Raw genomic sequence first — 22,400 nt, forward strand, 5'->3', positions numbered from 1 at the left:
GTTCTGCGGAAAGCAAAAAGCCGTCCCGAGGGACGGCTTTTTTGTGCCTGAGCAAGAAACTCTAGTGCAGCTTGAGGCGCGGCTCGGTCTTGCGTCTCAGGTGATCGCCAGCGAACAGCGCCAGGGCGCGCAACGGGCCGTACAGCGCGACCTGGTGCATGCGGTAGAGGGACACATAGAAGGTCCGGGCCAGCCAGCCTTCCAGGGTCAGGCTGCCCAGGGCACCGCCCATGAGGTTGCCCACCGCGCTGAAGCGCGACAGCGAGATCAACGAACCGTAGTCCTTGTAGACGTATTCGGGCAACGGCTTGCCTTCCAGAAGCGCTTTGAAGGTCTTGACCAGCAGGGAGGCCTGCTGGTGCGCGGACTGGGCCCGGGGCGGCACGGTACGGGTGTCGCCGGGCGTCAGGGGGCAGGCGGCGCAGTCGCCCAAGGCGAAGACGTTCGGGTCGCGGGTGGTTTGTAGCGTCGAGTTGACCACCAACTGGTTGATGCGGTTGGTCTCCAGGCCCGCCAGGTCCTTGAGGAAGGCCGGGGCACGGATACCGGCCGCCCAGACCTTGAGGCTGGCCGGGACGAATTCGCCGGCGGTCTGTAGGCCGTCCGCGCGCACTTCCTTGACCGCCGAGCCGGTGAGGACCCGCACGCCGAGTTTTTCCAGGGTGCGATGCGCCTGGCCGGCGATGCGCTCGGGCAGGGCCGGGAGGATGCGGGGGCCGGCCTCGACCACGGTGATGCGCAGGTCTTCCGGGCGGATGCGATCCAGGCCATAGGCCTGCAGCTCTTCGGCGGCGTTGCGCAGCTCGGCGGCCAGCTCCACGCCCGTGGCCCCGGCGCCAACGATGGCCACCTCGATGAATTCGCCCGGCTGTTCGCTGACATGGGCGCGCAGGTAATGGGTCAGCAGCTTGCGATGGAAGCGCTCGGCCTGGGCGCGGGTGTCGAGGAAGATGCAGTGATCCGCAGCGCCCGGCGTGCCGAAGTCGTTGGTGGTGCTGCCGATGGCCAGTACCAGGGAGTCATAGCCGATCTCCCGCTCGGGTACCAGGATCGCGCCGTCGTCCTCAATGGCCGCCAGTTGGACCTTGCGGCGCTCACGATCCAGACCGGTCATGCGGCCCAATTGGAAGTCGAAGTGATTCCACTTGGCCTGGGCCACGTAGCTCAGTTCGTCGTCGGTGGAATTGAGCGAGCCGGCGGCGACCTCGTGCAGCAGGGGCTTCCAGATGTGGGTGGCATTGGCGTCGATCAGCACGATCTGCGCCTGGCCGCGCTTGCCGAGGCTACGGCCCAGGCGGGTGGCCAGTTCCAGGCCGCCGGCGCCGCCGCCGACGATAACGATGCGATGGGTCATGGAGAGCACTCATAGAGAAGGAAAGCGTAGGCCGGACCGGGCGCGTCGCCGCAAGCGGGCGCAGTCCCGGGTCGGTGGAAATCTGGGGTCGTCGCAGCGCGCGAGAATCGAGACATCTAGCGAGGAAGATGGGCGAAAAGTCGTGACTTTCAAGGGAAGCGGCCTGCATCTGCTCTGGCAAGGACGTCTGCAGCGACGAGAGGTAGCGCTAGTTTAACCGGGCTGGCCGAGCCATTCGACCCTAGGGAAACTGGGGTCAATCCAGCACCTGTACCTGGTCGCCGAGGCGGATGATGCCGCTCTCCAGCACGCGCGCGGTAAGACCGCCGTGGCCGCGCATGGCCTGGAAGGTGCCGGGCCCCAGGCGTTCTTCCAGGCGGGCGCAGGGTTGGCACCAGCCGGTGGTTTCCAGCACGGCCTGGCCGATGCGGAAGCGGCGATTCTTCAGGCTGAAGAGGTTGATCCCGGCGATCGCCAGGTTGCGCCTGAGATCGGCCGGTGCGATTGGCCGGCCGGTCAGGGCCGCGACCACCGGCAGATGCTCCCACTGGATGAGGGTGACCTGGCGCTGGTTACGGGCGGTGGGACGAGCATGATCGCCGGTCAGGCCGGCATCCCGGCGAGCTTCCACGGCGTCGATCTCGACCATGGGTGCACGGCCGGCGGGTCTGACGCCTATCCAGCGGACCGCGCCGCGCTGGGGAACCTGGGCGAGCAATACGTTCAGTGGAATCATGCAGTTCTCGATGCCAAGGTGGTGCCTGCCGAATCGGTAGGGCAGGATAGCGACCTCGTTGGATCACTCAAGAGAGGATGCCATGCGCGCAAGAGCTCTGGCGTTGTTGTTGTCGTGTCTATTGCTGCCCTTGACCGCCCTGGCGCTGGAGCCGGGCGAGCGGGTTGCGCCCTTCACGCTGCTCGACCAGCGCGACCAGCCCTATACCTTCGACGACCGCCTGCAGGTGCTGCTCATCGCCCGCAGTATGACCGGTTCCGGCCTGGTGAAAGAGGCGATGCGCGATCAGCCGGCTGCCTTCATCGACGGCACCCGGGTGGCCTACATCGCCGACATCAGTAGCATGCCGGCCGCCATCACAAAGATGTTTGCCGTGCCGGCGATGCGCAAGTACGGTTACCGGGTGTTGCTGGACCGGGAATCGCGCATCGTGCCGCGCTTTCCTGGCGATGCCGACAAGGTGCTCTGGGTGATGCTCGATCATGGCCGCTTCGTCGGTCAGCGTGAATTCAGCGACGCCACCGCCCTGCGCGATGCGCTCAAGGCCAAGGCGCGCTGATGGCAGGGGCGTTCACCGAGGGTTGGTACCGCGAGGCGCAACGCTGCCCGTCGCCCAACCATAACGAGCGGCCTGTGGGGACGGCGGTGTCCCTGCTGGTGATCCACAATATCAGCCTGCCGCCCGGGCAATTCGGCACGGGCTGCGTCCAGGCCTTCTTCCAGAATGGCCTCGACCACAGCGCCCATCCGTTCTTCCAGGAGATCGTCGACCTGCGGGTGGCGGCCCACTTCCTCATCGAACGCGACGGTGCCGTGACCCAGTTCGTCTCCTGCGACCAGCGGGCCTGGCATGCCGGGGTCTCCCGTTTCGACGGTCGCGAGAACTGCAACGACTTCTCCGTTGGCATCGAACTCGAAGGCACCGACGACCTGGCCTACACCGACGCCCAGTATCTCGCCCTGGGCCGGCTGACGCGGGCGCTGCAGCGGGCCTATCCAGCGATCACTGCCGAGCGCATCCAGGGTCACAGCGACATAGCGCCGGGACGCAAGACCGATCCTGGTCCAGCCTTCGATTGGGCGCGGTTGCATCGCGAACTGGGCGCCGACGGACCTTAGGCGAGGTGGCTGTCGTCCCAACCGAACACCGCGCAGGCATTGCGCGTGGTGGTGGCCGCGAGGGTTTCCGCCGAGACGTCCCATAGCGGCGCCAGGGCCGCGCAGATGGCCGGTAGATGGGTGGGGCTGTTGCGCACGTCCGGATACATCGCCGGCGGCATGTCCGGGGCATCGGTCTCCAGGACGATGGCATCCAGGGGTAGTCGCGGCAGTACCCGCTGCAATCTCCTGGCCTGGGGCCAGGTGGGTGCACCGCCCAGGCCGAGCTTGAAACCCAGGCGCAGGTATTCGCGGGCTTCCTCGTAGCTGCCGGAAAAGGCATGGGCGATACCGGCCCGGGGTGGCCTCAAGCGCTTGAGGATCTTGACCACGTCGGCATGGGCGCGGCGTACGTGCAGCAGCACCGGCAAGTCCAATTCCATGGCCAGGCGCACCTGCTGCTCGAAGAACCAGGCCTGGCGCGCCTTGTCCGGCGCCTCGATGAAATAGTCCAGGCCGATCTCGCCAATGGCGCAAAGCCGTTCATTCTCTCGATGGTCGAGGCAGAAAGCTCGCAGCGCCTCGATATCGGCTTCCTGGTGCCGCGACAGGTACAGCGGATGCAGGCCGGGCGCGGCGTACAGACCCGGATTTCCCGTGGTGACCCGCCAGAGTTGCGGCCACTGCTCGCGCTCCACGCCGATCAACACCTGGCGCACCACGCCCAGCTGCGCGCACTCGGCCAGCAGGGCCGGCCGCTCGGCGTCGAAACCCGGATAGTCCAGGTGGTTGTGGGTGTCGATCAGCGGGCTCATGGCAGGCGGCGCTTGAGCACCCGCGGAATGGCCCGCACGCCGGGCAGGTATTCGTCGTTCTCCAGGGCGCCCAGCATCAGCTCCAGGGCGCGCTCGGTGATGACCTCGTGTTGCTGGGAGATGGCGTTGACCTTGAACGGCAGGTAGTCCAGCAACTGGGTGTCACCGAAGGTGGCCAGGCGCAGACCGGTGCCGTCCGCCAGTGGATGATCCCTCAGTACATCGAGCACGCCCTGCAGCAGGACGTAGGAGGTGGTCAGCAGGGCTTCGGGCCAGTGGCCGAGTTCCTCGATCATCGCCTGGGCCTGGGCGCGGCCGCCGTCACGGCTGTAGTGAGGCGCATGGCGTTCCCAGTGCCGCGCCGGGTGATCGGCGATGGCCGCGGCGAAGCCGGCGGCGCGCTCACGGCTGATGACCAGGTCGGGGCGCGCGCCGATCAGGGCGATGCTGTGGGTGTCGGGGGTGAGCAGGGTGGCTGCCAGTTGTCGGCCGGCAGCGTGATCGTCGCTGACCACCGAGCAGAACTGCGCGGGATCGAGCTGACGGTCGATGGCGATGATCGGGATGTTGTGCTCCTGCAACTGCCGATAGGGCGCGTCGTCCTCGGCCAGGCTGCTGGCGGTGAACAGGCCGTCGCAGCGCCGGGCACGGAACAGCGCGATGAGCTGGCGTTCGCTGTCCGGATCGTCGTCCGTGCAGGCGATCAGCAACTGGTAGCCGCGCGCCCGGGCGCGTCCCTCCAGTTGCTTGGCGAGGCGGGCATAGCTGGGGTTTTCCAGGTCAGGCAGCAGAAAACCGAGGGTGTGGGTCGCCCCGCGGCGCAGACCGGCGGCGCGCTGGTCGGGCTGGTAGCCATGGGCTTCGACCACTGCCATGACGCGTGCCACGGTGGCCGCGCTGATGCGCCGTTGCGCTGCCTTGCCGTTGATGACATAGCTCGCGGTGGTGAGGGATACGCCAGCCAGTTGGGCGATGTCGCTGAGTTTCACGCCTGTTCCTCATCGGACCTGCCCTTGCCGCGCTGTACGACGCGAGCGGGGCGGTCTTAATTGTGTGTTGTGCTTCAAGGATCGGTGATTATCGAGTAACGTTCCAGTCCCATTGGGTGAAACGTTTCAGCTTTCCGTTGTCCGAGGGCTGACACTTATCTGCCCAGGGCTCTGCGCCGCCGCTTCCGGCGCCTTTGCAGGGCCGAGCGAGCCGGCAAGCATCTATTACAAGAAAGGCACGGCGCCAGGATCGGGCGCGCGGCGCCGGAGGTATTCTTCCATGTTCGAACTCAATGCCCAGCATATCCGCATGGCCCAGCAGGCGCCGGACAAGGCGACCGCCCTGGCCATGCTCGCCGAGTCCCTGGTAGCCGACGGCCTGGTCGCCCCGGGTTATCTCGAGGGCCTCAAGGCCCGCGAGGCCCAGGGCTCCACCTACCTCGGCCAGGGTATCGCCATTCCCCACGGAACGCCCCAGACCCGCGACCAGGTGTTCGTCACCGGCGTACGGATGATGCAGTTCCCGCAAGGCGTGGACTGGGGCGACGGTCAGCTGACCTACCTGGCCATCGCCATCGCCGCCAAATCCGACGAGCACCTGCGCATCCTGCAGCTGCTGACCCGCGCCCTGGGCGAGAGCGATCTCCAACAGGCCCTGCGCGAGGCCCGCGAACCCCAGCAGATCCTCGACCTGATGCAGGGGGCGCCTCAGGCCCTGGCGCTGGATGAAGAGCTGGTGCAGCTGGCCATCGACGCCGAGGACCTGGAAGACCTGGCCTGGCAAGGTGCGCGCATGCTCAAGCACATGGAATGCGTGGGGGCCGGTTTCGCCGGTGCCCTACAGGCCAGCCAGCCCCTGCCCCTGGGCGATGGCCTCTGGTGGTTGAACAGCGAGACCGCGGTGAAGCGTCCGGGTCTGGCCTTTGTCACCCCGCTGCAGCCCCTGCAGCATCAGGATCAGCCAGTGCGTGGCCTGTTCTGCCTGGCCAGCCTGGGCGAGGGCCATCGCGCCCTGCTCGAACGGCTGTGCGATCTGCTGGTGGCCGGGCGGGGACAGGAGCTGGCCCAGGCCACTTCCCGGCGTGCCGTACTCGAAGCCCTGGGCGGCGAAGTCGCCCCGGACTGGCCCAGCGCCCAGGTGGTGCTGGCCAATGCCCATGGCCTGCATGCCCGTCCGGCCAAGGAGCTGGCACGGCTGGCCAAGGCCTATGACGGCGAGATCCGCGTGCGCGTCGATGGCGGTGCGCCGGTCTCGGCCAAGAGCCTGTCACGCCTGCTGGCGCTGGGCGCTCGTCGTGGCCAGACCCTGGAATTCCTGGTCGAGCCCGGCACCCCGGCAGAAGCCGCGCTGAACGACCTGATCGGCGCCGTTCAGGCCGGCCTCGGCGAAGAGGTCGAGCCGGTCACCGCCAGTGCTCCGGCCCCGGCCGGTGCCGCCCGAGTCACCGCTATCAGCCTGGTGGACCCCGCAGAGCAACTGCCACTGGCACCGGGCGACCGCGCTCAGGCCGTGGCCGCCGCGCCGGGCCTGGCCGTGGGGCCGGCCCATGTGGTGGCGCCGCAGCACTTCGATTATCCCGCCACGGGTGAAGGCGCCGCCGCCGAACGCCAGCGGCTGGACGCGGCCCTGGCTGCGGTACGCGCCGACATCGAGGCGTTGATTGCGCGCAGCGAAGCCAGCGCCCTGCGCGAGATCTTCCTGACCCACCTGGAGATGCTGGAAGACCCGGATCTGCAGCAGGGCATCGCTACCCGGCTCAAGGCCAACGCCAGTGCCGCCGCGGCCTGGGACGCCCAGATCGAGGAGGCGGCCAGCCAGCAGGAAGCCCTGCACGACAAGCTGCTGGCCGAGCGCGCCGCCGATCTGCGCGACGTCGGTCGCCGGGTACTGGCCCAGCTGTGCGGCGTCGAATCCGTCCGCGAACCCGAAGAACCCTATGTACTGGTGATGGACGAGGTCGGCCCGGGCGATGTGGCGCGGCTGGATCGTGAGCGCGTCTGCGGCATCCTCACCGCTCGTGGCGGCGCCAGCTCCCACAGCGCCATCGTCGCCCGCGCCCTGGGCATTCCGGCCATCGTCGGTGCCGGTCGCCGGGTGCTGGACCTGGCGCCGCGCAGCGTGCTGCTGCTGGATGGCGACAAGGGCACCCTGGAAGTCGCCCCGAACCCGGAGCGCATCGAGGCCGTGCAGCGCGAGCGCGAGGTCCAGGCCGAGCGGCGTCGTGCCGCCGAGGCGCGGCGCTTCGACAGCGCCACCACCCGTGACGGCCACCACGTCGAGATCGCCGTGAACCTGGGCGACACCGCTCAGGCCGCCGCCGCGGTGGAGCAGGGCGCCGAAGCCGTCGGCCTGCTGCGGACCGAACTGGTGTTCATGAGCCATGACAGCGCGCCCGACGAGACCGCCCAGGAAGCGGAATACCGCCGCGCCCTCGATGGCCTGGCCGGCAAGCCGCTGGTGGTCCGTACCCTGGACGTCGGTGGCGACAAGCCGCTGCCCTATCTGCCGCTGCCGCCGGAAGAGAATCCCTTCCTCGGCATCCGCGGCATCCGCCTGACCCTGCGTCGCCCCGAGCTGCTGGAAACCCAGCTGCGCGCCCTGCTCAAGGCCGCCGATGGCCGGCCGCTGCGGATCATGTTCCCCATGATCGGGCGGGTCGAGGAGTGGCGTCAGGCGCGTGACATCCTCGACCGCCTGCGTCAGGAGATTCCGACCACCGATCTGCAGGTCGGCATCATGATCGAAGTGCCCTCGGCCGCCTTGCTGGCGCCGGTGCTGGCGCCGGAAGTGGACTTCTTCAGCGTCGGCACCAACGACCTGACGCAATACACCCTGGCCATCGACCGCGGCCATCCGCTGCTCTCCGGCGAGGCCGACGGTCTGCACCCCAGCGTGCTGCGCCTGATCGACATGACGGTGCGCGCCGCCCATGCCCACGGCAAGTGGGTGGGCGTCTGTGGCGAGCTGGCGGCCGATCCCCTGGCGGTGCCGTTGCTGGTGGGCCTGGGCGTGGATGAGCTGTCGGTCTCGGCGCGTAGCGTGCCGCTGGTCAAGGCGCGGGTGCGTGAACTGGAGCTGCGCCTGGTGCAGTCCTGCGCCGCCCGGGCGCTGGAACTGGCCACTGCCGCGGAAGTGCGGCAGAGCGTGGAGGCCCTGCGATGAGCCGTGTCCTCACTCTGACCCTCAACCCGGCGCTGGACCTGACCGTCCAGCTGCCCGAACTCAAGCCCGGCGCGGTGAACCGCAGCGAGGCGGTGATCGTGCATGCCGCCGGCAAGGGCATCAACGTCGCCCAGGTACTGGCCGATCTCGGCCATGAGCTGACGGTGAGCGGTTTCCTTGGCGCTGATAACGCTGCGACCTTCGAAGCGCTGTTCGCCCGCCGCGGTTTCACCGACGCCTTCGTCCGGGTACCCGGCGAGACGCGTAGCAATCTCAAACTAGCCGAGGCCGACGGTCGCATCACCGACATCAATGGGCCCGGCCCGGAGGTGTCCGCGGCCGCCCAGCAGGAATTGCTGGAGACCCTCGATCGCCTGGCCGCAGGGCATGACGCCGTAGTGGTGGCGGGCAGCCTGCCGCGCGGGGTGACCCCCGAGTGGCTGGCCGCCCTGGTCGGCCGGCTCAAGTCGCTGGGGCTGCCGGTGGCGCTGGACACCAGTGGCGCCGCCCTGCGCGCCGCTCTGGCCGCCGGTCCCTGGCTGATCAAGCCCAATACCGAAGAACTGGCCGAAGCCTGTGGTGCACCCGCCGAGACGGCTACCGAGCAGGCGCTGCTGGTCGAGCAACTGCGTGCCCTGGGCATCGAGCACCTGGTGATCTCCCAGGGTGCCGACGGGGTGCGCTGGTACGGTCAGCAGACCCTGGAGGCCCAGCCGCCCAAGGTCACCGTGGCCAGCACCGTCGGCGCGGGGGATTCCCTGCTGGCCGGCATGCTGCACGGCCTGCTCACCGGCCAGACGCCCGAGCGCACCCTGACCACGGCCACCGCCATTGCCGCCCTGGCGGTCACCCAGATCGGCTTCGGCATCCAAGATCCCGTGCAGCTCGCTGCCTTCGAAGACCAGGTGCGCGTGCGCCGCCTGCCCGACTTTCCGCTAGAACAAGAATCAGGGGTAACCCCATGAACATCGCCATCGTCACGACCTGCCCGACCGGCATGGTCACCAGCGTGCTCAGCGCGCGCCTGCTGGATGCCGCTGCCCAGCGCCGCGGCTGGACCACCAGCGTCGAGATCCACGACGGCCCCGAGGCCACCCTGCTCAGCGACGACCAGGTGGCACGCGCCGAATTGGTCGTCGTGGTCCATACCGGTCCCGTCGATCTGGCGCGCTTCGTCGGCAAGCGCGTCTACCGCGCCACCCCGGCGGAAGCCCTGCGCGACGTCGATGCCTTCCTGCAGCGCGCCGCCAGCGAAGCCAAGGTCCTTGAGCAGGCCCCGACCTCGGGCACTGCCGCTGCCCCGACACCCGCTGGCGCCAGCGAAACGCCCCGGCTGGTGGCCATCACCGCCTGCCCGACCGGGGTCGCCCACACCTTCATGGCGGCCGAAGCCTTGCAGAACGCCGCCAAGAAGCTCGGCTATCGCCTGCACCTGGAGACTCAGGGTTCGGTAGGCGCGCGCAATCCGCTGCCGGCCGAAGCCATTCGCGAGGCCGACGTGGTGCTGCTGGCCACCGACATCGAGGTCAATGTCGAGCGCTTCGCCGGCAAGCGCGTCTATCGCTGCGGAACTGGCGTCGCCCTCAAGCAACCCGAGGCGACCATCAAGAAGGCCCTGGCCGAGGGCGAGACCCTGGCCGGCAGTGCCGCGCCAGCGGCGGGCGAGGGCGCCAAGCCGGCCAAGAAGGAAGGCGCAGGCGTCTACAAGCACCTGCTCACCGGGGTATCCTACATGCTGCCGATGGTGGTGGCGGGCGGTCTGCTGATCGCTCTGTCCTTCGTCTTCGGCATCGAGGCCTTCAAGGAGCCGGGTACCCTGGCCGCGGCGCTGATGCAGATCGGTGGTGAATCGGCCTTCAAACTGATGGTCCCGGTACTGGCCGGCTACATCGCCTATTCCATCGCCGACCGTCCGGGTCTCGCGCCCGGCATGATCGGCGGCTGGCTGGCGGCGAGCCTGGGCAGCGGTTTCATCGGTGGCATCATCGCCGGCTTCCTGGCCGGCTACGTGGCCAAGGCCATCGCCCAGCACGTCAAGCTGCCGGCCAGCGTCGAGGCGCTCAAGCCGATCCTGATCATCCCGCTGTTCGCCAGCCTGATCGTCGGTCTGGTGATGATCTATCTGGTCGGCACGCCGGTGGCCGGCGCCCTGAGTCGACTCACCGACTTCCTCAACAACCTCGGCACCAGCAATGCCGTACTGCTCGGCCTCATCCTCGGCGCCATGATGTGCATCGACTTCGGCGGGCCGATCAACAAGGCCGCCTACGCCTTCACCGTCGGCCTGCTGGCGTCCAAGACCTACGGGCCGATGGCCGCCACCATGGCCGCCGGCATGGTGCCGCCCATCGGCATGGGCATCGCCACGCTGCTGGCGCGCCACAAGTTCGCCCAGAGCGAGCGTGAGGCCGGCAAGGCGGCCTCGGTACTGGGGCTGTGCTTCATCTCCGAAGGGGCGATTCCCTTCGCCGCCAAGGACCCGCTGCGGGTGATCCCGGCCAGCGTCATCGGTGGTGCCCTGACTGGCGCCCTGGTGATGCTGTTCAACTGCAAGTTGATGGCGCCCCACGGTGGCCTCTTCGTGCTGCTGATCCCCAATGCCATCAGCCACGCCTGGCTGTACCTGGGCGCCATCGCCGCCGGCAGTGTGGTGACCGGGGTGATCTACGCCGTGCTCAAGCGCAACGAAGCCGCTACCGAACTGGTCCCCGCGGCCTGATCCAGGTCCTGGCAACACTGCGGTAACAAGCGGTTACACTGGGAGGCTCTGGCCTCCCGGTGCTCTTGCGTCCATGTCCGATCCCGTCTTTCCCGATACCGATCCCCAAGTCGCTGCCCGCCGCCAGTTGCACCTGCAGCGTCACCGTCGACGTCGTCGGCTGCGCGAATGGCGCCAGCGCATCGCCTTCTGGGTCGGGGCCGTACTGGTGGGCCTGGCCGGTCTGGCCTTCGCCTGGTTGGCCGACGCCTCCTTCGGCCTGTTTCAGCAGATGCTGCAGCACAGCGCCGTCTGGCCGTGGCTAGTGACGCCCCTGGGCTTCGCCTTGCTGGTCTGGCTGACCCAAGGCGTGCTGCGCGACGCCCGTGGCAGCGGTATTCCCCAGGTCATCGCCACCCTCGAACGTCCCGAGGCGGACCTGCGCGCCCGGCTGCTGGCGCCCCCCATCGCCCTGGCCAAGCTGCTGCTCACGGCCGGTGCCCTGCTGGTGGGCGGCTCGGTAGGGCGGGAAGGACCCACCGTTCATGTCGGCGCCGCCTTGCTCTACGGCTTCGGCAAGCGGCTCGGCCTGCATGGCCGCCGCACCCTGTCCGGACTCATCCTCGCTGGCGGCGCCGCCGGGATCGCCGCGGCCTTCAACACGCCCCTGGGCGGGGTGGTCTTCGCCATCGAGGAGCTGACCCACACCTTCGAGCAGCGCTTCAGTGGCCTGGTGCTGACCGCCGTACTGCTCGGCGGGATCGTCACTCTGGGCATCGTCGGCCCCTACAGCTACCTCGGCGCCCTGGATCTGCACCTGAACTGGGGGCTGGGTTGGATCGCCGTGGCCGTCATCGGCCTGGTCGGCGGCCTGCTGGGCGGCGGCTATGGACGCCTGGTGCTGCCCACCGACCAGGGCTGGCTGGGCCGGCTGAACGCCCTGCGTCGGCGACGCCCGGTGGCCTTCGCCGCCGGTTGCGGCCTGATGCTGGCGGCGTTGGGATTGGTCTCCGGCCAGCACGTGTTCGGCACTGGCTATGCCGAGACCCATGCCATCCTCGCCGGCGAACCCATGACCGGGAACGACTTCCTGCTATGGAAATTCCTCGCCAACGTCGTTTCCTACCTGGCCGGCGTGCCGGGCGGGCTGTTCTCGCCCTCGCTGGCGGTGGGCGCCGCCCTGGGCGCCGGGCTGGTCGACTGGCTGCCCGGCATCGGCCTGGCCCAGGGCGCCCTGCTGGGGCTGGCCGCCTATCTCGCGGGTGTCACTCGCACGCCGCTGACCGCCACCGTCATCACCCTGGAACTCGCCCACAGTCCGGACATGGCGCTGCCGGTACTGGCTGCCTGCCTGCTGGCCGCCGCGGTGTCCGGTTGGCTGATGCCGGTACCCCTCTACCACGCCCTGGCGCGGCAGGTACTGGACGCGGTGACGCCCCGGCACCCCTGAGCCTGGTCGTCCCGTTCCGGTAGCGGGCGTCTGGGAAAAGCTGACGATAGAGAGGGTGGTAGGGGACCTTCCGCCGCCTGGCTGGTCGAAAAAAGCTTGGAGCTGCCCGGCGTTTCGCCTACAAGTAAGGGGAAAGGCTCCAGCCGCGCTGTACGCGGCCACTTCGCGATCTGATTCCTAAGCGCTTGCAGAGGTCAATCCTGATGACGAGACCCCGCTTCATCTCGCCCAACGAAGTTTCCGCCCTGCGTACCAACATCCTCTCCAAGCTCACCTATGCCGTCGGCAAGGACCCGGACAACGCCCTCGACCACGACTGGTTCCAGGCCACCGCCCTGGCCGCGCGCGACTACATCGTCGACCGCTGGATGAGCCGCACCCGCGAGGCCTATCGCACCGGGCAGAAGCGCGTCTACTACCTCTCCCTGGAATTCCTCATCGGTCGCCTGCTGATCGACAGCCTGTCCAATCTCGGCATCCTCGAAGAGACTCGCCGCGCCCTGGCTGATCTCGGGGTCGACCTGGAGCGCATCCGCGGCCTGGAGCCGGACGCCGCCCTCGGCAACGGCGGTCTCGGCCGCCTGGCTGCCTGCTTCATGGAGAGCATGGCCACCCTGGGCATCGCCAGCCATGGCTACGGCATCCGCTACGAACATGGCCTGTTCCGCCAGGTGATCGCCGACGGCTTCCAGCTGGAGCAACCGGAAAACTGGCTGGACTTCGGCAACCCCTGGGAATTCGAGCGTGCCGAGGTGGTGTACGAGATCGGCTTCGGCGGCAGCGTCGCGCCTTACGGCGAAGGCGATCCGCGGCGGCAGATCTGGCATCCCGGCGAGCGCATCCGCGCGGTGGCCTACGACACCCCGGTGATCGGCTGGGGCGGGGAGGGCGCCAACACCCTGAGACTCTGGCGAGCCCGGCCGCTGGAGATCCTCCACCTGGAAACCTTCAACGCCGGCGACCACGTCGGCGCCGTGGCCAACGAGGCGCGCGCCGAGAGCATCTCGCGGGTGCTCTATCCGGCCGACAGCAGCGAGGCCGGCCAGGAACTGCGCCTGCGCCAGGAATATTTCTTCGTCGCCGCCTCCCTGGCCGACCTGACCCGGCGCCACCTCAAGCAGCACAGCGACCTGCTCAGCCTGCCCGAGCACGTGTCCATCCAGCTCAACGACACCCACCCGGCCATCGCCGTGGCCGAGCTGATGCGGCTGCTGGTGGACGTCCACGGCATTCCCTGGGACGCAGCCTGGAGCACCACCGTCGGCACCCTCAGCTACACCAACCACACCCTGCTGCCCGAGGCCCTGGAGACCTGGCCGGTGCAGCTGATGGAACGCCTGCTGCCGCGGCACATGCAGATCATCTACCTGATCAACGCCCAGTTCCTCGACTCCCTGCGCGCCCGTGGCGAGACCGACGGCGGCATGATCTCCTATGTCTCCCTGATCGACGAAAGCCAGGGCCGCCGGGTGCGCATGGGCAACCTGGCCTTCCTCGGTTCCCACAGCATCAATGGCGTGTCGGGGCTGCATACCGACCTGATGCGCAAGACGGTCTTTCGCTCGCTGCATCGGCTCTACCCCGAGCGGATCAACAACAAGACCAACGGCATCACCTTCCGCCGCTGGCTGCACCAGGCCAACCCGGCGCTCACCGACCTCTTGGTGGACACCCTGGGCCAGGGCGTGCTGCACGATCCCGAGAAGACCCTGCCGCAGCTCAGGCCCTATGCCAACGACAGCACCTTCCGCGAGCGCTTCGCCCTGCAACGCCAGAGAAACAAGGACACCTTCGTCAGTCTGGTCAAACAGCGCCTGGAGATCGATCTCGATCCCGCTGCACTCTTCGATGTCCAGATCAAGCGCATCCACGAGTACAAGCGGCAGTTGATGAACCTGCTGCAGACCATCGCGCTGTACCAGGCGATCCGGGACAACCCCAACGGCGACTGGACGCCGCGGGTCAAGATCTTCGCCGGCAAGGCCGCCGCCAGCTATCACCAAGCCAAGCTGATCATCAAGCTGGCCAACGACGTGGCCAAGGTGGTCAACAACGACCCCCTGACCCGCGACCTGCTCAAGGTGGTCTTCCTGCCCAACTACAACGTCAGCCTGGCCGAGGTCATGATCCCGGCGGCGGATCTGTCCGAGCAGATATCCACCGCCGGCATGGAGGCCTCGGGCACCAGCAACATGAAGTTCGGCCTCAATGGCGCCCTCACCATCGGCACCCTCGATGGCGCCAACGTGGAGATGTGCGAGCTGATCGGCGCCGAGCACATGTTCATCTTCGGTCTCAAGGCCGCCGAGGTGGAAGAGCGCCAGCGCAGCGGCGGCATTTCCTCGGACATCATCGAGAATTCGCCGCGCCTCTCGCAGGTGCTGGCGGGCCTGCGCGGCGGCCAGTTCTCGCCCGAGGATCCGGCGCGCTACAACAGCCTGCTGGACGTCCTGACCTGGCACGACCGCTTCCTGGTCTGCGCCGACTTCGACGCCTACTGGGACGCCCAGCGCCAGGTCGAGAATCGCTGGCAACAGCCGGACAAGTGGTGGCAATCGGCGGTGATCAACACCGCCAGCATGGGCTGGTTCTCCTCGGACCGGACCATCCGCGAATACGCCACGGATATCTGGAAGGCACTGTAGTCAGACGCATGCGGCGGCAACCGCGGCCATGGCGGTCCGCCGCTGCGGCCGCTCCTACGGATGCTCGATATTCCTGTAGGAGCGGCCCATGGCCGCGATCAGCGGTGCGCCGGCTGAGAACCACCGTTTATCCCAGCGTCTACATCCTTGAAGCACCCGCCCCGCAAGCCGTCCACCTGGAGCCTCCATGCCCCGCACCCCCACCCGCCTCGAAGCGGGCACCCCCACCCACTACGGAGCAACCTTCGTCGAGGACGGCATCAACTTCGCCGTCTGGTCGCCCGCCGCCGAAGCCGTTGAACTCTGCCTCTACGATGCCAAGGGCGAGGCTGAAACCCTGCGCTTGGCTTTTCGTGAGCACGAAGGCGGCGTCTGGCACGGCTTCCTGCCCGGCGCCAAGCCGGGGCTGAGATATGGCCTGCGCGCCCAGGGCGCCTATCGACCCCAGGACGGCCTCAGGTTCAATGCCCACAAGTTGCTGGTGGACCCCTGGGCCCTGGCAGTGGATCGACCCTTCCAACTGCACCCCAGCACCTACGGCTTTCACCCCGACGACCCCAACCGCCCGGACGAACGCGACAGTGGCCCCCACGTGCCCAAGGCCATCGTCCTGGCGCCCGTGCCAGCCCTGACACCGGCGCCCAAACGCCGCGACGCCGGCCTGATCTACGAACTGCACGTACGCGGCCAGACCAAGCTGCACCCCAAGGTCCCGGCCCGCCAGCGCGGCACCCTTGCCGCGCTGCGCCATCCGGAGTTGATCGAGCACTGGCAGCGCCTGGGCGTAACCACCCTGGAACTGCTGCCCATCGCCGCCTGGGCCGACGACCGCCACCTGCCGGCCCTGGGGCTGGCCAACTACTGGGGCTACAACCCGGTGGTCATGGCCGCCGTCGATCCGCGCCTGGCCGGGGCCGATGCCCTGGGCGAGTTGCGCGAGACGGTCGCCACCTTGCAGGCGGCCGGCTTCGAGGTCTTGCTCGACGTGGTCTTCAACCACACCGGCGAAGGCGACGAACTCGGTCCCACCTTCAACCTGCGCGGCCTGGACAATGCCGGTTACTACCGCCTGCAGCCGGACGATCCGGCGCGCTACATCAACGACATGGGCTGCGGCAACTGCCTGGCGCTGTACAGCCCGCCGGCGCTGCGCCTGACCCTGGACAGCCTGCGCCACTGGGTCACCGCCGCGGGCGTCGATGGCTTTCGCTTCGACCTGGCACCGGCCTTGGGACGCCTGGAGAGCGGTTTCCACCGCGATGCGCCGCTGCTCCAGGCCCTGGCCCAGGACCCGCTGCTGCGCCAGGTAAGGTTGGTGGCCGAACCCTGGGACATCGGCCCCGGCGGCCATCAGGTCGGCGCCTTCCGTGCGCCCTGGCAAGAGTGGAACGATGCCTTCCGCGACGACGTGCGCCGTTTCTGGCGCGGCGACGAAGGGCTGCGCGGCGCCCTGGCTACCCGGCTGGCTGGCAGCGCCGACCTGTTCGGCGCAGGCGATCGCCTGCTGCACGCCAGCGTCAACTTCATCACCGCCCACGATGGCTTCACCCTGGCCGACCTGGTCAGCTACGCCGAAAAACACAACGAGACCAATGGCGAGGGCAATCGCGACGGCACCACCGACAACAAGAGCTGGAACAACGGCGTGGAAGGGCCGAGCGACGATCCGGCCGTGCAGGAGGCCCGCGCCGCCGATCAGCGTGCTCTGCTGGCGACCCTGATCCTCGCCGGGGGCGAACCCATGCTTACCGCCGGCGACGAGTTCGGTCGTACCCAGCAGGGCAACAACAATGCCTATGTGCAGGACAACGCACTCTCCTGGCTTGACTGGCAGCAGGCCGCCAGCCCTGCAGGGCAACGGCAGAGCGCCTTCGTCGGTCGGCTTATGGCCTTGCGCCGCGCCCATCCCGCCCTGCAGGCCCGGCGCCTGCTTGGGCGGCCCGACCCCAACGGTTGGGTCCACATCGAATGGTTCGATGCCGACGGCAGCCCCATGGATGAAGGTCGCTGGCAGGCCGCCGGCAGCCAGCCGCTCGCCCTCACCCTCGAACCCCTAGACGGTGAGGGTCAGCCCCAGGCGGCCCGACTCTGGCTGGCCTTCCAACCGCGTCGCGAGCAAATCGCGTTGCGCCTGCCCCCGTCACGTGACGGACATCACTGGCTGATACAGCTGGACAGTCGCCACCCTGAACTGGAACCTGACTCGGCAGTCTATCCCAGCGCCGAAAATCTCCGTACTGGCCGAGGCGTACTGCTGGCCGTGGAGACCCCGGACGCGTCCTGAACGCCTGCGCGACGTCGCCCCTGGTGATGTCGGCGACGCCCGCCCTGGGCCGGCGTCGCTTCCTGGCGTGCAGTGCGTCCCGGCCCTGGCTGGTCCCTTCGCTCTGCTTGAGACGGAGCTTGAGCTTTGGCGCTACACTCGCGCCCATCATTACAAGGAGCACCGCGATGTCCCGGATATCCCTCAGTCGTTACCTCATCGAGCAGACCCGCAGTCACAAGACCCCGGCCGACCTGCGCTTCCTCATCGAAGTCGTGGCGCGGGCGTGCAAGCGCATCAGCTACGAGGTGTCCAAGGGAGCGCTGGGTGGCGTGCTCGGCAGCATGGGCACCGAGAACGTCCAGGGCGAGGTGCAGAAGAAGCTGGACGTGCTGTCCAATGAAATCCTGCTGGAAGCCAACGAATGGGGTGGCACCCTGGCCGGCATGGCCTCCGAGGAAATGGATCAGGTCCATCAGATCCCCGGTCACTACCCCAAGGGCGCCTACCTGCTGATGTTCGACCCGCTGGACGGCTCGTCCAACATCGACGTCAACGTCTCCGTCGGCACCATCTTCTCCATCCTGCGCAAGGACTTCGTCAGCAGCACCACCGGTGACGTGACCGAAGAAGCCTTCATGCAGAAGGGTACCGAGCAGGTCGCCGCCGGCTACGCCATCTACGGTCCCCAGACCATGCTGGTGCTGACCCTGGGCGACGGCGTCAAGGGCTTCACCCTGGATCGCGAGCTGGGCAGCTTCGTGCTCACCCACGAAGACATCTCCATCCCGGAAAGCACCGCTGAATTCGCCATCAACATGTCCAACCAGCGCCACTGGGATGCCCCGGTCAAGCGCTACGTCGACGAGATGCTGGCCGGCAAGGAAGGCCCCCTGGGCAAGAACTACAACATGCGTTGGATCGCCTCCATGGTGGCCGACGTCCATCGCATCCTCACCCGTGGCGGCATCTTCATGTACCCCCGCGATGCCCGCGAGCCCGAGAAGCCCGGCAAGCTGCGCCTGATGTACGAAGCCAACCCCATGGCCATGCTGGTCGAGCAGGCCGGTGGCGCCGCCACCAATGGCCACCAGCGCATCCTCGACGTCCAGCCCGACGCCCTGCACCAGCGGGTAGCCGTGTTCCTGGGCTCCAAGGAAGAAGTCCTGCGCGTGACCGAATACCACCGTCAGCGCTGATCCCCCCGGCCGGGCCGCCTGCAAGGGGCGGTCCGGTTGCCTTCCTGCCTCATGCCGTTCAGCTTCGATTCAGTACCGTTAATCCGCCGATAACCTGCGCGCCGCGAAGATGGCCTCGCAGCCGGTCAGGCTGTATTCGAATCGCGTGAGGATCTATCAACATGAACGCTTTGAAATCCCGTGTCGTCCTCTTCGGTCTACTGGCCCTGGCCAGCCATTCGGTCTTCGCCGCCGGTACCCAGAACTTCGCCGGCCTCACCTACGGCAGAAGTTACGACAACTTCGACAACAGTCACGCGCTCAACAGCAACCTGAACAGCCCCGACACCGATGGTGCCATCGACGGCAACAACACCTGGGGTCTGCGCCTCGGTCAGCAGAACGACGCCGGGCGCTACTATGCGACCGTCGACCAGGTCAGCGGCAGCAGCGATGGCATCAAGCTCCGGCAGCAGGATCTCACCGGCAGCTACGACGCCTTCTACCCGTTGAGCGACAGCACCAAGCTGTTCGGCGGCGGCACCCTGGGCCTGACGCGGGTTACCCAGGATGGCTCCAACTACAGCCACAACGGCGATACCGGCTACCTGGCCGGGGTCCAGGCGGGCATCCTGCAGCAGGTCAACGACCGCACCTCGTTGGAGGCCGGCTATCGCTATCTGCGCAGCAACGCCAAGCCCGACATCGACGAAGACGGTACCAAGCTTGGCTCGACCGAGCTCGACAGCACCAAGGAAATCTATCTGGGCATGAACGTCTACTTCTAAGGCGTGCCGGGGCGGTGCGCGCCGCCCCGCGTTTCAGCGGTAGGGATCGAGGCCGGAAAAAATCGCTACCAAGGCCACGGCTATCACGCCCAAGGCGATCTCCACCAGGGTGGCCCGACGGAGCCACTGCAAGGCACCCGGTCCTTGCGCCAAGCGCGGCACCAGCCCATAGCGATTGAGCAGCGCCAGCCCCACCATCCCTGCCACCACCAGCACCTTGGCCAGCAGCAGGGCCGAGTAGGGAGTCAGCTGCCACAGTCCCTCGGGTCCGAGGATCAACAGGCTGTTGAGGACACCGCTGAGCAGCGCCAGCGCCACGCTCACCTGGCCCGGCAGCGAATAGCCCCGCAGCAGTTCGCGGAGCTCGTTTTTCAAGGTGGCAGGTGGCCGATACAGGCATAGCAGCACGCCGGGCAGACTGCCCAGCCAGAGACCGCTGCTCAGCAGGTGCACCCCTTGATTCACCTGATGCGCGATGCCCAGGGCGCCACCCGTCGCCGCCGCATGGCCGCCCAGTGCCAGACTGGCCAGTAGTGCGCCGCTCAGGACCCAGAGCACCCCAGAGCCTCGTTCGCGTGGCCCTGCCAGCAACCACAAGGCCACCAGCAGCCCCAGGGGCAGTTGCCAGCGCCAAACCTGCCCGGCGTCGGTGGCCAGGACCAGGCGCCATAGCGTCAGGTTGCCGGCGTCCGTCCAGCCATCACCGATCAAGGCGGCCTGCAACGGCAATTGCGCCAGCACGCCGAGTGACAACAGTCCGCCCAATAGCCGTGCGCTCGACCTGGCCCGTGCCAGCAACCAGGTACGCAGCCTGGGCTTGGCGAGCCAGAGCGCCAGGGACAGATAACCCCAGGTCAGCAGCAGCGGCAGTAGCAGCAGGGTACGGGTGAGCGGACGCCAGGCCTCGGGCGTCGCCAGTCCGGCGTCGATCACGGGTAGGCTTATTGGACGGTAAAGCGGTAATCACCCTGGGTCTTGTGTCCATCCTTGGCCAGTACCCGCCATTTCACCTCATAGCGACCGGCCGGCAGCGGCGCTTCCAGCGGCACCTCCAGGGTGCGGGCATCGGTGCCGGAAATGACCTTGCCGGTGGTGATCGCCGTGCTGGCCTGACCATCCAGGCGTTGCAGCTGCACCTGGCTGAGCGATGCCTCGATGCCCTCGGAAAAGGTCAGGCTCAGTTGCTTCGGTGCCTGGCTGCTAGTGCTGTCGGGCGCCGGCTCTGCACTCTTGAGATGACCATGGGCCAGCGCCAGGCCCGGTAACAGCAGACAGGCCAGGGCGAGCGAACGGGCACGAGACAGGACGGCAGGCATGAGCTTCTCCAGCGGCAGGGTAAAACCGCCAGCTTAGCAGTCCGTCCGGGTCCCGTCCTTAGGGGACTCCGCCGCCCGCGCCGCGCACTCCACGAAGGTCCGCGCCGTACAGGTGCGGCACACCTCCGGGTCCAGCCGTGGATAGATGCTGCGCAAGGCCTGGTCCTTGGACGAGAACACATGGCCCTCGCCCAGCTCCTTGAGGAAGCCGGTCTTGGCGAACAGCTGTAGCACCGGCGTCCGTGGGCGATGGAAATAGAGATCGCCGCCCTGGGCGCGGCGCTCGCGCCACTCGCGGCGCCAGAGGTCGTTACCGGCCAGATCGATGAAATTCATGCTCTTGGTCATGAACAGCGCGTGCTTCTGGCTCGGCTGGGCACGGCGGAAGCCGTCCAACTGGTCGGTGACATGCTGCACGGCGCCGAAGAACACCGAACCTTCCACCCGTACCAGCTTCAGTTGCGGGCACTCCTGCACCGTCCGCCCCAGCTCGTCCAGTGGCGTGAAACGGCGCTCGGGCGTACTCGGGTCCGGCACCAGTGGCCGGATCGCCGGATGCGAGGTGCGATAGAGATAGGCCACCAGCGACACCAGGGTACCCAGTAGCACCGCCCGGTCCAGCGCAATGGTCAGGGTCGCCAGGAAGGTCACCCCTGCCACCAGCGCCTCGGTCCGGCTGACCCGCAGCACCTCGCGCCAACGCCCCACGTCCAGCAGGCCGCGGGCCACCAGCAGCAGGGTGGCGGAAATCGCCGCCAGCGGAATGGCGGCGATCAGCGCGCCGCCGAAGGCTACCAAGGCCACCACCAGCAGGGCGGCGAATACCGCCGCCAGCGGTGTGCGGGCGCCGGCTTCCAAGTTGGGCATGGATCTGTTCAGCGACCCGCAGGATACGTAGGCCGAGAAGCAACCACCGGCCAGATTGCCCAGCCCCTGCCCGATGAATTCGCGATTGATGTCCAGCCGCTGGCCGGAGCGCTGGGCGACTGCCTTGGCGATGGACAGCGACTGCCCCAGCGCTACCAGGGTCAAGGCCACGGCGATCCCGGAGAGATTGCCCAGGTCCGTCAGGGTGACATCCGGCAGATGGAAGGGCGGCAACGCCGAAGGGATGCGTCCCACCGTGGCGATCCCCTGGGCCGCGCCGGGCAGGCCACGCTCCAGCAGCCAGGCGCACAGGCAGCCGGCCAGCAGACCCAGCAGCATGGTCGGCCAGCGGGGGCGGAAACGGCGTAGGAGGAGGGTAGCCGCCAGGGTCACTAGGCCGATCACCAGTGACGGCCAGTGGATCGCCAGTGGATGAGCGAAGAGGTAGCCGAGGATGCCGAACGCCGAGGTGCCCAGGGGCGGCGACAGCCTGAACAGATCCTTCAGCGAATAGAGGCCGATCAGCACGGCGGCGCCGCTCATGAACCCCAGCAGCACCGACGGCGAGATGAAGTTGGCCACCGCGCCGAGACGCAGCGCCCCCACCGTCAACTGCAGCAGGCCGACCAACAAGGTCACCGCCAGGGCCAGGTCGATGTAAGGCCCGGAGCCGGCGAGCGCCAACGGCGAGAGGGCGGCGAGCAGGGCTAGCGAATTGGCGTTGGTCGGCCCGGTGACCACATGGCGGCTGGAACCCGCCAGGGCGGCGACGATGCAGGGCACCACGGCGCCGTATACCCCGTACTGCGGCGGCAATCCGGCCAGGGTGGCGAAGGCCACGCCCTGGGGCAGCGCCAGCACCGCCCCTAGCAGGCCCGCGCCCAGATCGGCTTTCAGGGTGCTGCGGTCCACCTCGCGAAGCCAGGGCAGCAGGGCGGAAAGGGCGGACATGGGGCGCTCCTGGAAAAGGGGTCGCTCACTCTACCGACTCCAGCGGTCAGCAGGCTACCGATGTCCCGCCGTCCACGGTCGTCGCCACG

17 protein-coding genes are annotated in these 22,400 nt (G+C 67.9%); 10 read left to right on the plus strand and 7 right to left on the minus strand.

Annotation, left to right across the window (positions count from 1 at the left end):
* Positions 1-61: 61 nt before the first annotated feature.
* Entirely contained in the window at positions 62-1,354 is a 1,293-nt protein-coding gene (locus QZ471_RS23050) for an NAD(P)/FAD-dependent oxidoreductase (RefSeq protein ID WP_295468248.1), read from the minus strand.
* Positions 1,355-1,610: 256 nt separating this feature from the next.
* Positions 1,611-2,090 (minus strand): MOSC domain-containing protein, encoded by a 480-nt coding sequence (locus tag QZ471_RS23055; protein ID WP_295468250.1) that lies wholly within the window; start codon positions 2,088-2,090, stop codon positions 1,611-1,613.
* An 82-nt stretch (positions 2,091-2,172) separates the two neighbouring features.
* Between QZ471_RS23055 and QZ471_RS23060 the strand changes: the two genes are divergently transcribed.
* Both QZ471_RS23060 and ampD read left to right on the plus strand, forming a co-directional pair.
* Positions 2,173-2,649, plus strand: coding sequence for an FAD/FMN-containing dehydrogenase (locus tag QZ471_RS23060; RefSeq protein WP_295468252.1), 477 nt, complete (start codon positions 2,173-2,175; stop codon positions 2,647-2,649).
* On the plus strand, positions 2,649-3,209 hold the full coding sequence (gene ampD / locus QZ471_RS23065; RefSeq protein ID WP_295468254.1) for a 1,6-anhydro-N-acetylmuramyl-L-alanine amidase AmpD: 561 nt from the start codon (positions 2,649-2,651) through the stop codon (positions 3,207-3,209). The genes QZ471_RS23060 and ampD overlap by 1 nt, the downstream gene beginning before the upstream one ends.
* On the opposite strand, the gene QZ471_RS23070 is transcribed toward ampD, so the two are convergent.
* Both QZ471_RS23070 and cra read right to left on the minus strand, forming a co-directional pair.
* On the minus strand, positions 3,206-4,003 hold the full coding sequence (locus QZ471_RS23070; protein ID WP_295468256.1) for a TatD family hydrolase: 798 nt from the start codon (positions 4,001-4,003) through the stop codon (positions 3,206-3,208). The two genes, ampD and QZ471_RS23070, sit on opposite strands and share 4 nt — an antisense overlap.
* Positions 4,000-4,992, minus strand: a complete 993-nt coding sequence (gene cra / locus QZ471_RS23075; protein WP_295468258.1) for a catabolite repressor/activator — start codon at positions 4,990-4,992, stop codon at positions 4,000-4,002. The genes QZ471_RS23070 and cra overlap by 4 nt, the downstream gene beginning before the upstream one ends.
* A gap of 280 nt (positions 4,993-5,272) precedes the next feature.
* On the opposite strand from cra, the gene ptsP reads away from it, so the two are divergent.
* From ptsP to QZ471_RS23115, 8 genes are all read left to right on the plus strand, one after another.
* A complete protein-coding gene (gene ptsP, locus QZ471_RS23080) occupies positions 5,273-8,155 on the plus strand; it encodes a phosphoenolpyruvate--protein phosphotransferase (protein WP_295468259.1) in 2,883 nt (960 codons plus the stop codon).
* Positions 8,152-9,120 carry a 1-phosphofructokinase gene (gene pfkB, locus QZ471_RS23085; protein WP_295468262.1) on the plus strand — a complete coding sequence of 323 codons (969 nt, stop codon included), beginning with the start codon at positions 8,152-8,154 and terminating at the stop codon, positions 9,118-9,120. The genes ptsP and pfkB overlap by 4 nt, the downstream gene beginning before the upstream one ends.
* Entirely contained in the window at positions 9,117-10,874 is a 1,758-nt protein-coding gene (locus QZ471_RS23090; protein ID WP_295468264.1) for a PTS fructose-like transporter subunit IIB, read from the plus strand. The genes pfkB and QZ471_RS23090 overlap by 4 nt, the downstream gene beginning before the upstream one ends.
* A gap of 73 nt (positions 10,875-10,947) precedes the next feature.
* Positions 10,948-12,303 carry a chloride channel protein gene (locus QZ471_RS23095; RefSeq protein WP_295468266.1) on the plus strand — a complete coding sequence of 452 codons (1,356 nt, stop codon included), beginning with the start codon at positions 10,948-10,950 and terminating at the stop codon, positions 12,301-12,303.
* Between the two features lie 203 nt (positions 12,304-12,506).
* On the plus strand, positions 12,507-14,948 hold the full coding sequence (locus tag QZ471_RS23100; RefSeq protein WP_295468268.1) for a glycogen/starch/alpha-glucan phosphorylase: 2,442 nt from the start codon (positions 12,507-12,509) through the stop codon (positions 14,946-14,948).
* 187 nt (positions 14,949-15,135) lie between these two features.
* Positions 15,136-17,232 (plus strand): glycogen debranching protein GlgX, encoded by a 2,097-nt coding sequence (gene glgX, locus QZ471_RS23105; protein ID WP_295468270.1) that lies wholly within the window; start codon positions 15,136-15,138, stop codon positions 17,230-17,232.
* A 167-nt stretch (positions 17,233-17,399) separates the two neighbouring features.
* Complete coding sequence (locus QZ471_RS23110) at positions 17,400-18,410, plus strand: class 1 fructose-bisphosphatase (RefSeq protein WP_058763561.1); 1,011 nt, start codon at positions 17,400-17,402, stop codon at positions 18,408-18,410.
* Between the two features lie 161 nt (positions 18,411-18,571).
* The gene (locus QZ471_RS23115; protein ID WP_295468273.1) at positions 18,572-19,177 is read left to right on the plus strand and encodes a hypothetical protein; all 606 of its coding nucleotides are present in this window, start codon (positions 18,572-18,574) and stop codon (positions 19,175-19,177) included.
* A 33-nt stretch (positions 19,178-19,210) separates the two neighbouring features.
* Here the strand turns inward: QZ471_RS23115 and copD are convergent, their stop codons facing one another.
* The 3 genes from copD to QZ471_RS23130 are packed head-to-tail and all read right to left on the minus strand — an operon-like array spanning position 19,211 to position 22,311.
* Positions 19,211-20,110: a copper homeostasis membrane protein CopD gene (copD, locus tag QZ471_RS23120; protein WP_295468275.1), complete on the minus strand. Its 900-nt coding sequence runs from the start codon at positions 20,108-20,110 to the stop codon at positions 19,211-19,213.
* An 8-nt stretch (positions 20,111-20,118) separates the two neighbouring features.
* Positions 20,119-20,493 (minus strand): copper homeostasis periplasmic binding protein CopC, encoded by a 375-nt coding sequence (copC, locus tag QZ471_RS23125; protein ID WP_295468277.1) that lies wholly within the window; start codon positions 20,491-20,493, stop codon positions 20,119-20,121.
* A 33-nt stretch (positions 20,494-20,526) separates the two neighbouring features.
* Positions 20,527-22,311, minus strand: a complete 1,785-nt coding sequence (locus QZ471_RS23130) for a SulP family inorganic anion transporter (RefSeq protein WP_295468279.1) — start codon at positions 22,309-22,311, stop codon at positions 20,527-20,529.
* Positions 22,312-22,400 lie beyond the last annotated feature (89 nt).

Origin of the sequence: uncultured Pseudomonas sp. (assembly GCF_913774235.1) — a bacterium.
Lineage (GTDB): Bacteria > Pseudomonadota > Gammaproteobacteria > Pseudomonadales > Pseudomonadaceae > Chryseomonas.

What these genes read in the sequence shown, in the direction of transcription:
- QZ471_RS23050 (WP_295468248.1), bottom strand. Translation starts at nt 1,354, where the DNA reads ATGACCCATCGCATCGTTATCGTCGGCGGCGGCGCCGGCGGCCTGGAA.
- QZ471_RS23115 (WP_295468273.1), top strand. Translation starts at nt 18,572, where the DNA reads ATGAACGCTTTGAAATCCCGTGTCGTCCTCTTCGGTCTACTGGCCCTG.
- QZ471_RS23060 (WP_295468252.1), top strand. Translation starts at nt 2,173, where the DNA reads ATGCGCGCAAGAGCTCTGGCGTTGTTGTTGTCGTGTCTATTGCTGCCC.
- pfkB (WP_295468262.1), top strand. Translation starts at nt 8,152, where the DNA reads ATGAGCCGTGTCCTCACTCTGACCCTCAACCCGGCGCTGGACCTGACC.
- QZ471_RS23055 (WP_295468250.1), bottom strand. Translation starts at nt 2,090, where the DNA reads ATGATTCCACTGAACGTATTGCTCGCCCAGGTTCCCCAGCGCGGCGCG.
- QZ471_RS23090 (WP_295468264.1), top strand. Translation starts at nt 9,117, where the DNA reads ATGAACATCGCCATCGTCACGACCTGCCCGACCGGCATGGTCACCAGC.
- ampD (WP_295468254.1), top strand. Translation starts at nt 2,649, where the DNA reads ATGGCAGGGGCGTTCACCGAGGGTTGGTACCGCGAGGCGCAACGCTGC.
- QZ471_RS23070 (WP_295468256.1), bottom strand. Translation starts at nt 4,003, where the DNA reads ATGAGCCCGCTGATCGACACCCACAACCACCTGGACTATCCGGGTTTC.
- QZ471_RS23110 (WP_058763561.1), top strand. Translation starts at nt 17,400, where the DNA reads ATGTCCCGGATATCCCTCAGTCGTTACCTCATCGAGCAGACCCGCAGT.
- glgX (WP_295468270.1), top strand. Translation starts at nt 15,136, where the DNA reads ATGCCCCGCACCCCCACCCGCCTCGAAGCGGGCACCCCCACCCACTAC.
- QZ471_RS23100 (WP_295468268.1), top strand. Translation starts at nt 12,507, where the DNA reads ATGACGAGACCCCGCTTCATCTCGCCCAACGAAGTTTCCGCCCTGCGT.
- QZ471_RS23095 (WP_295468266.1), top strand. Translation starts at nt 10,948, where the DNA reads ATGTCCGATCCCGTCTTTCCCGATACCGATCCCCAAGTCGCTGCCCGC.
- QZ471_RS23130 (WP_295468279.1), bottom strand. Translation starts at nt 22,311, where the DNA reads ATGTCCGCCCTTTCCGCCCTGCTGCCCTGGCTTCGCGAGGTGGACCGC.
- copC (WP_295468277.1), bottom strand. Translation starts at nt 20,493, where the DNA reads ATGCCTGCCGTCCTGTCTCGTGCCCGTTCGCTCGCCCTGGCCTGTCTG.
- ptsP (WP_295468259.1), top strand. Translation starts at nt 5,273, where the DNA reads ATGTTCGAACTCAATGCCCAGCATATCCGCATGGCCCAGCAGGCGCCG.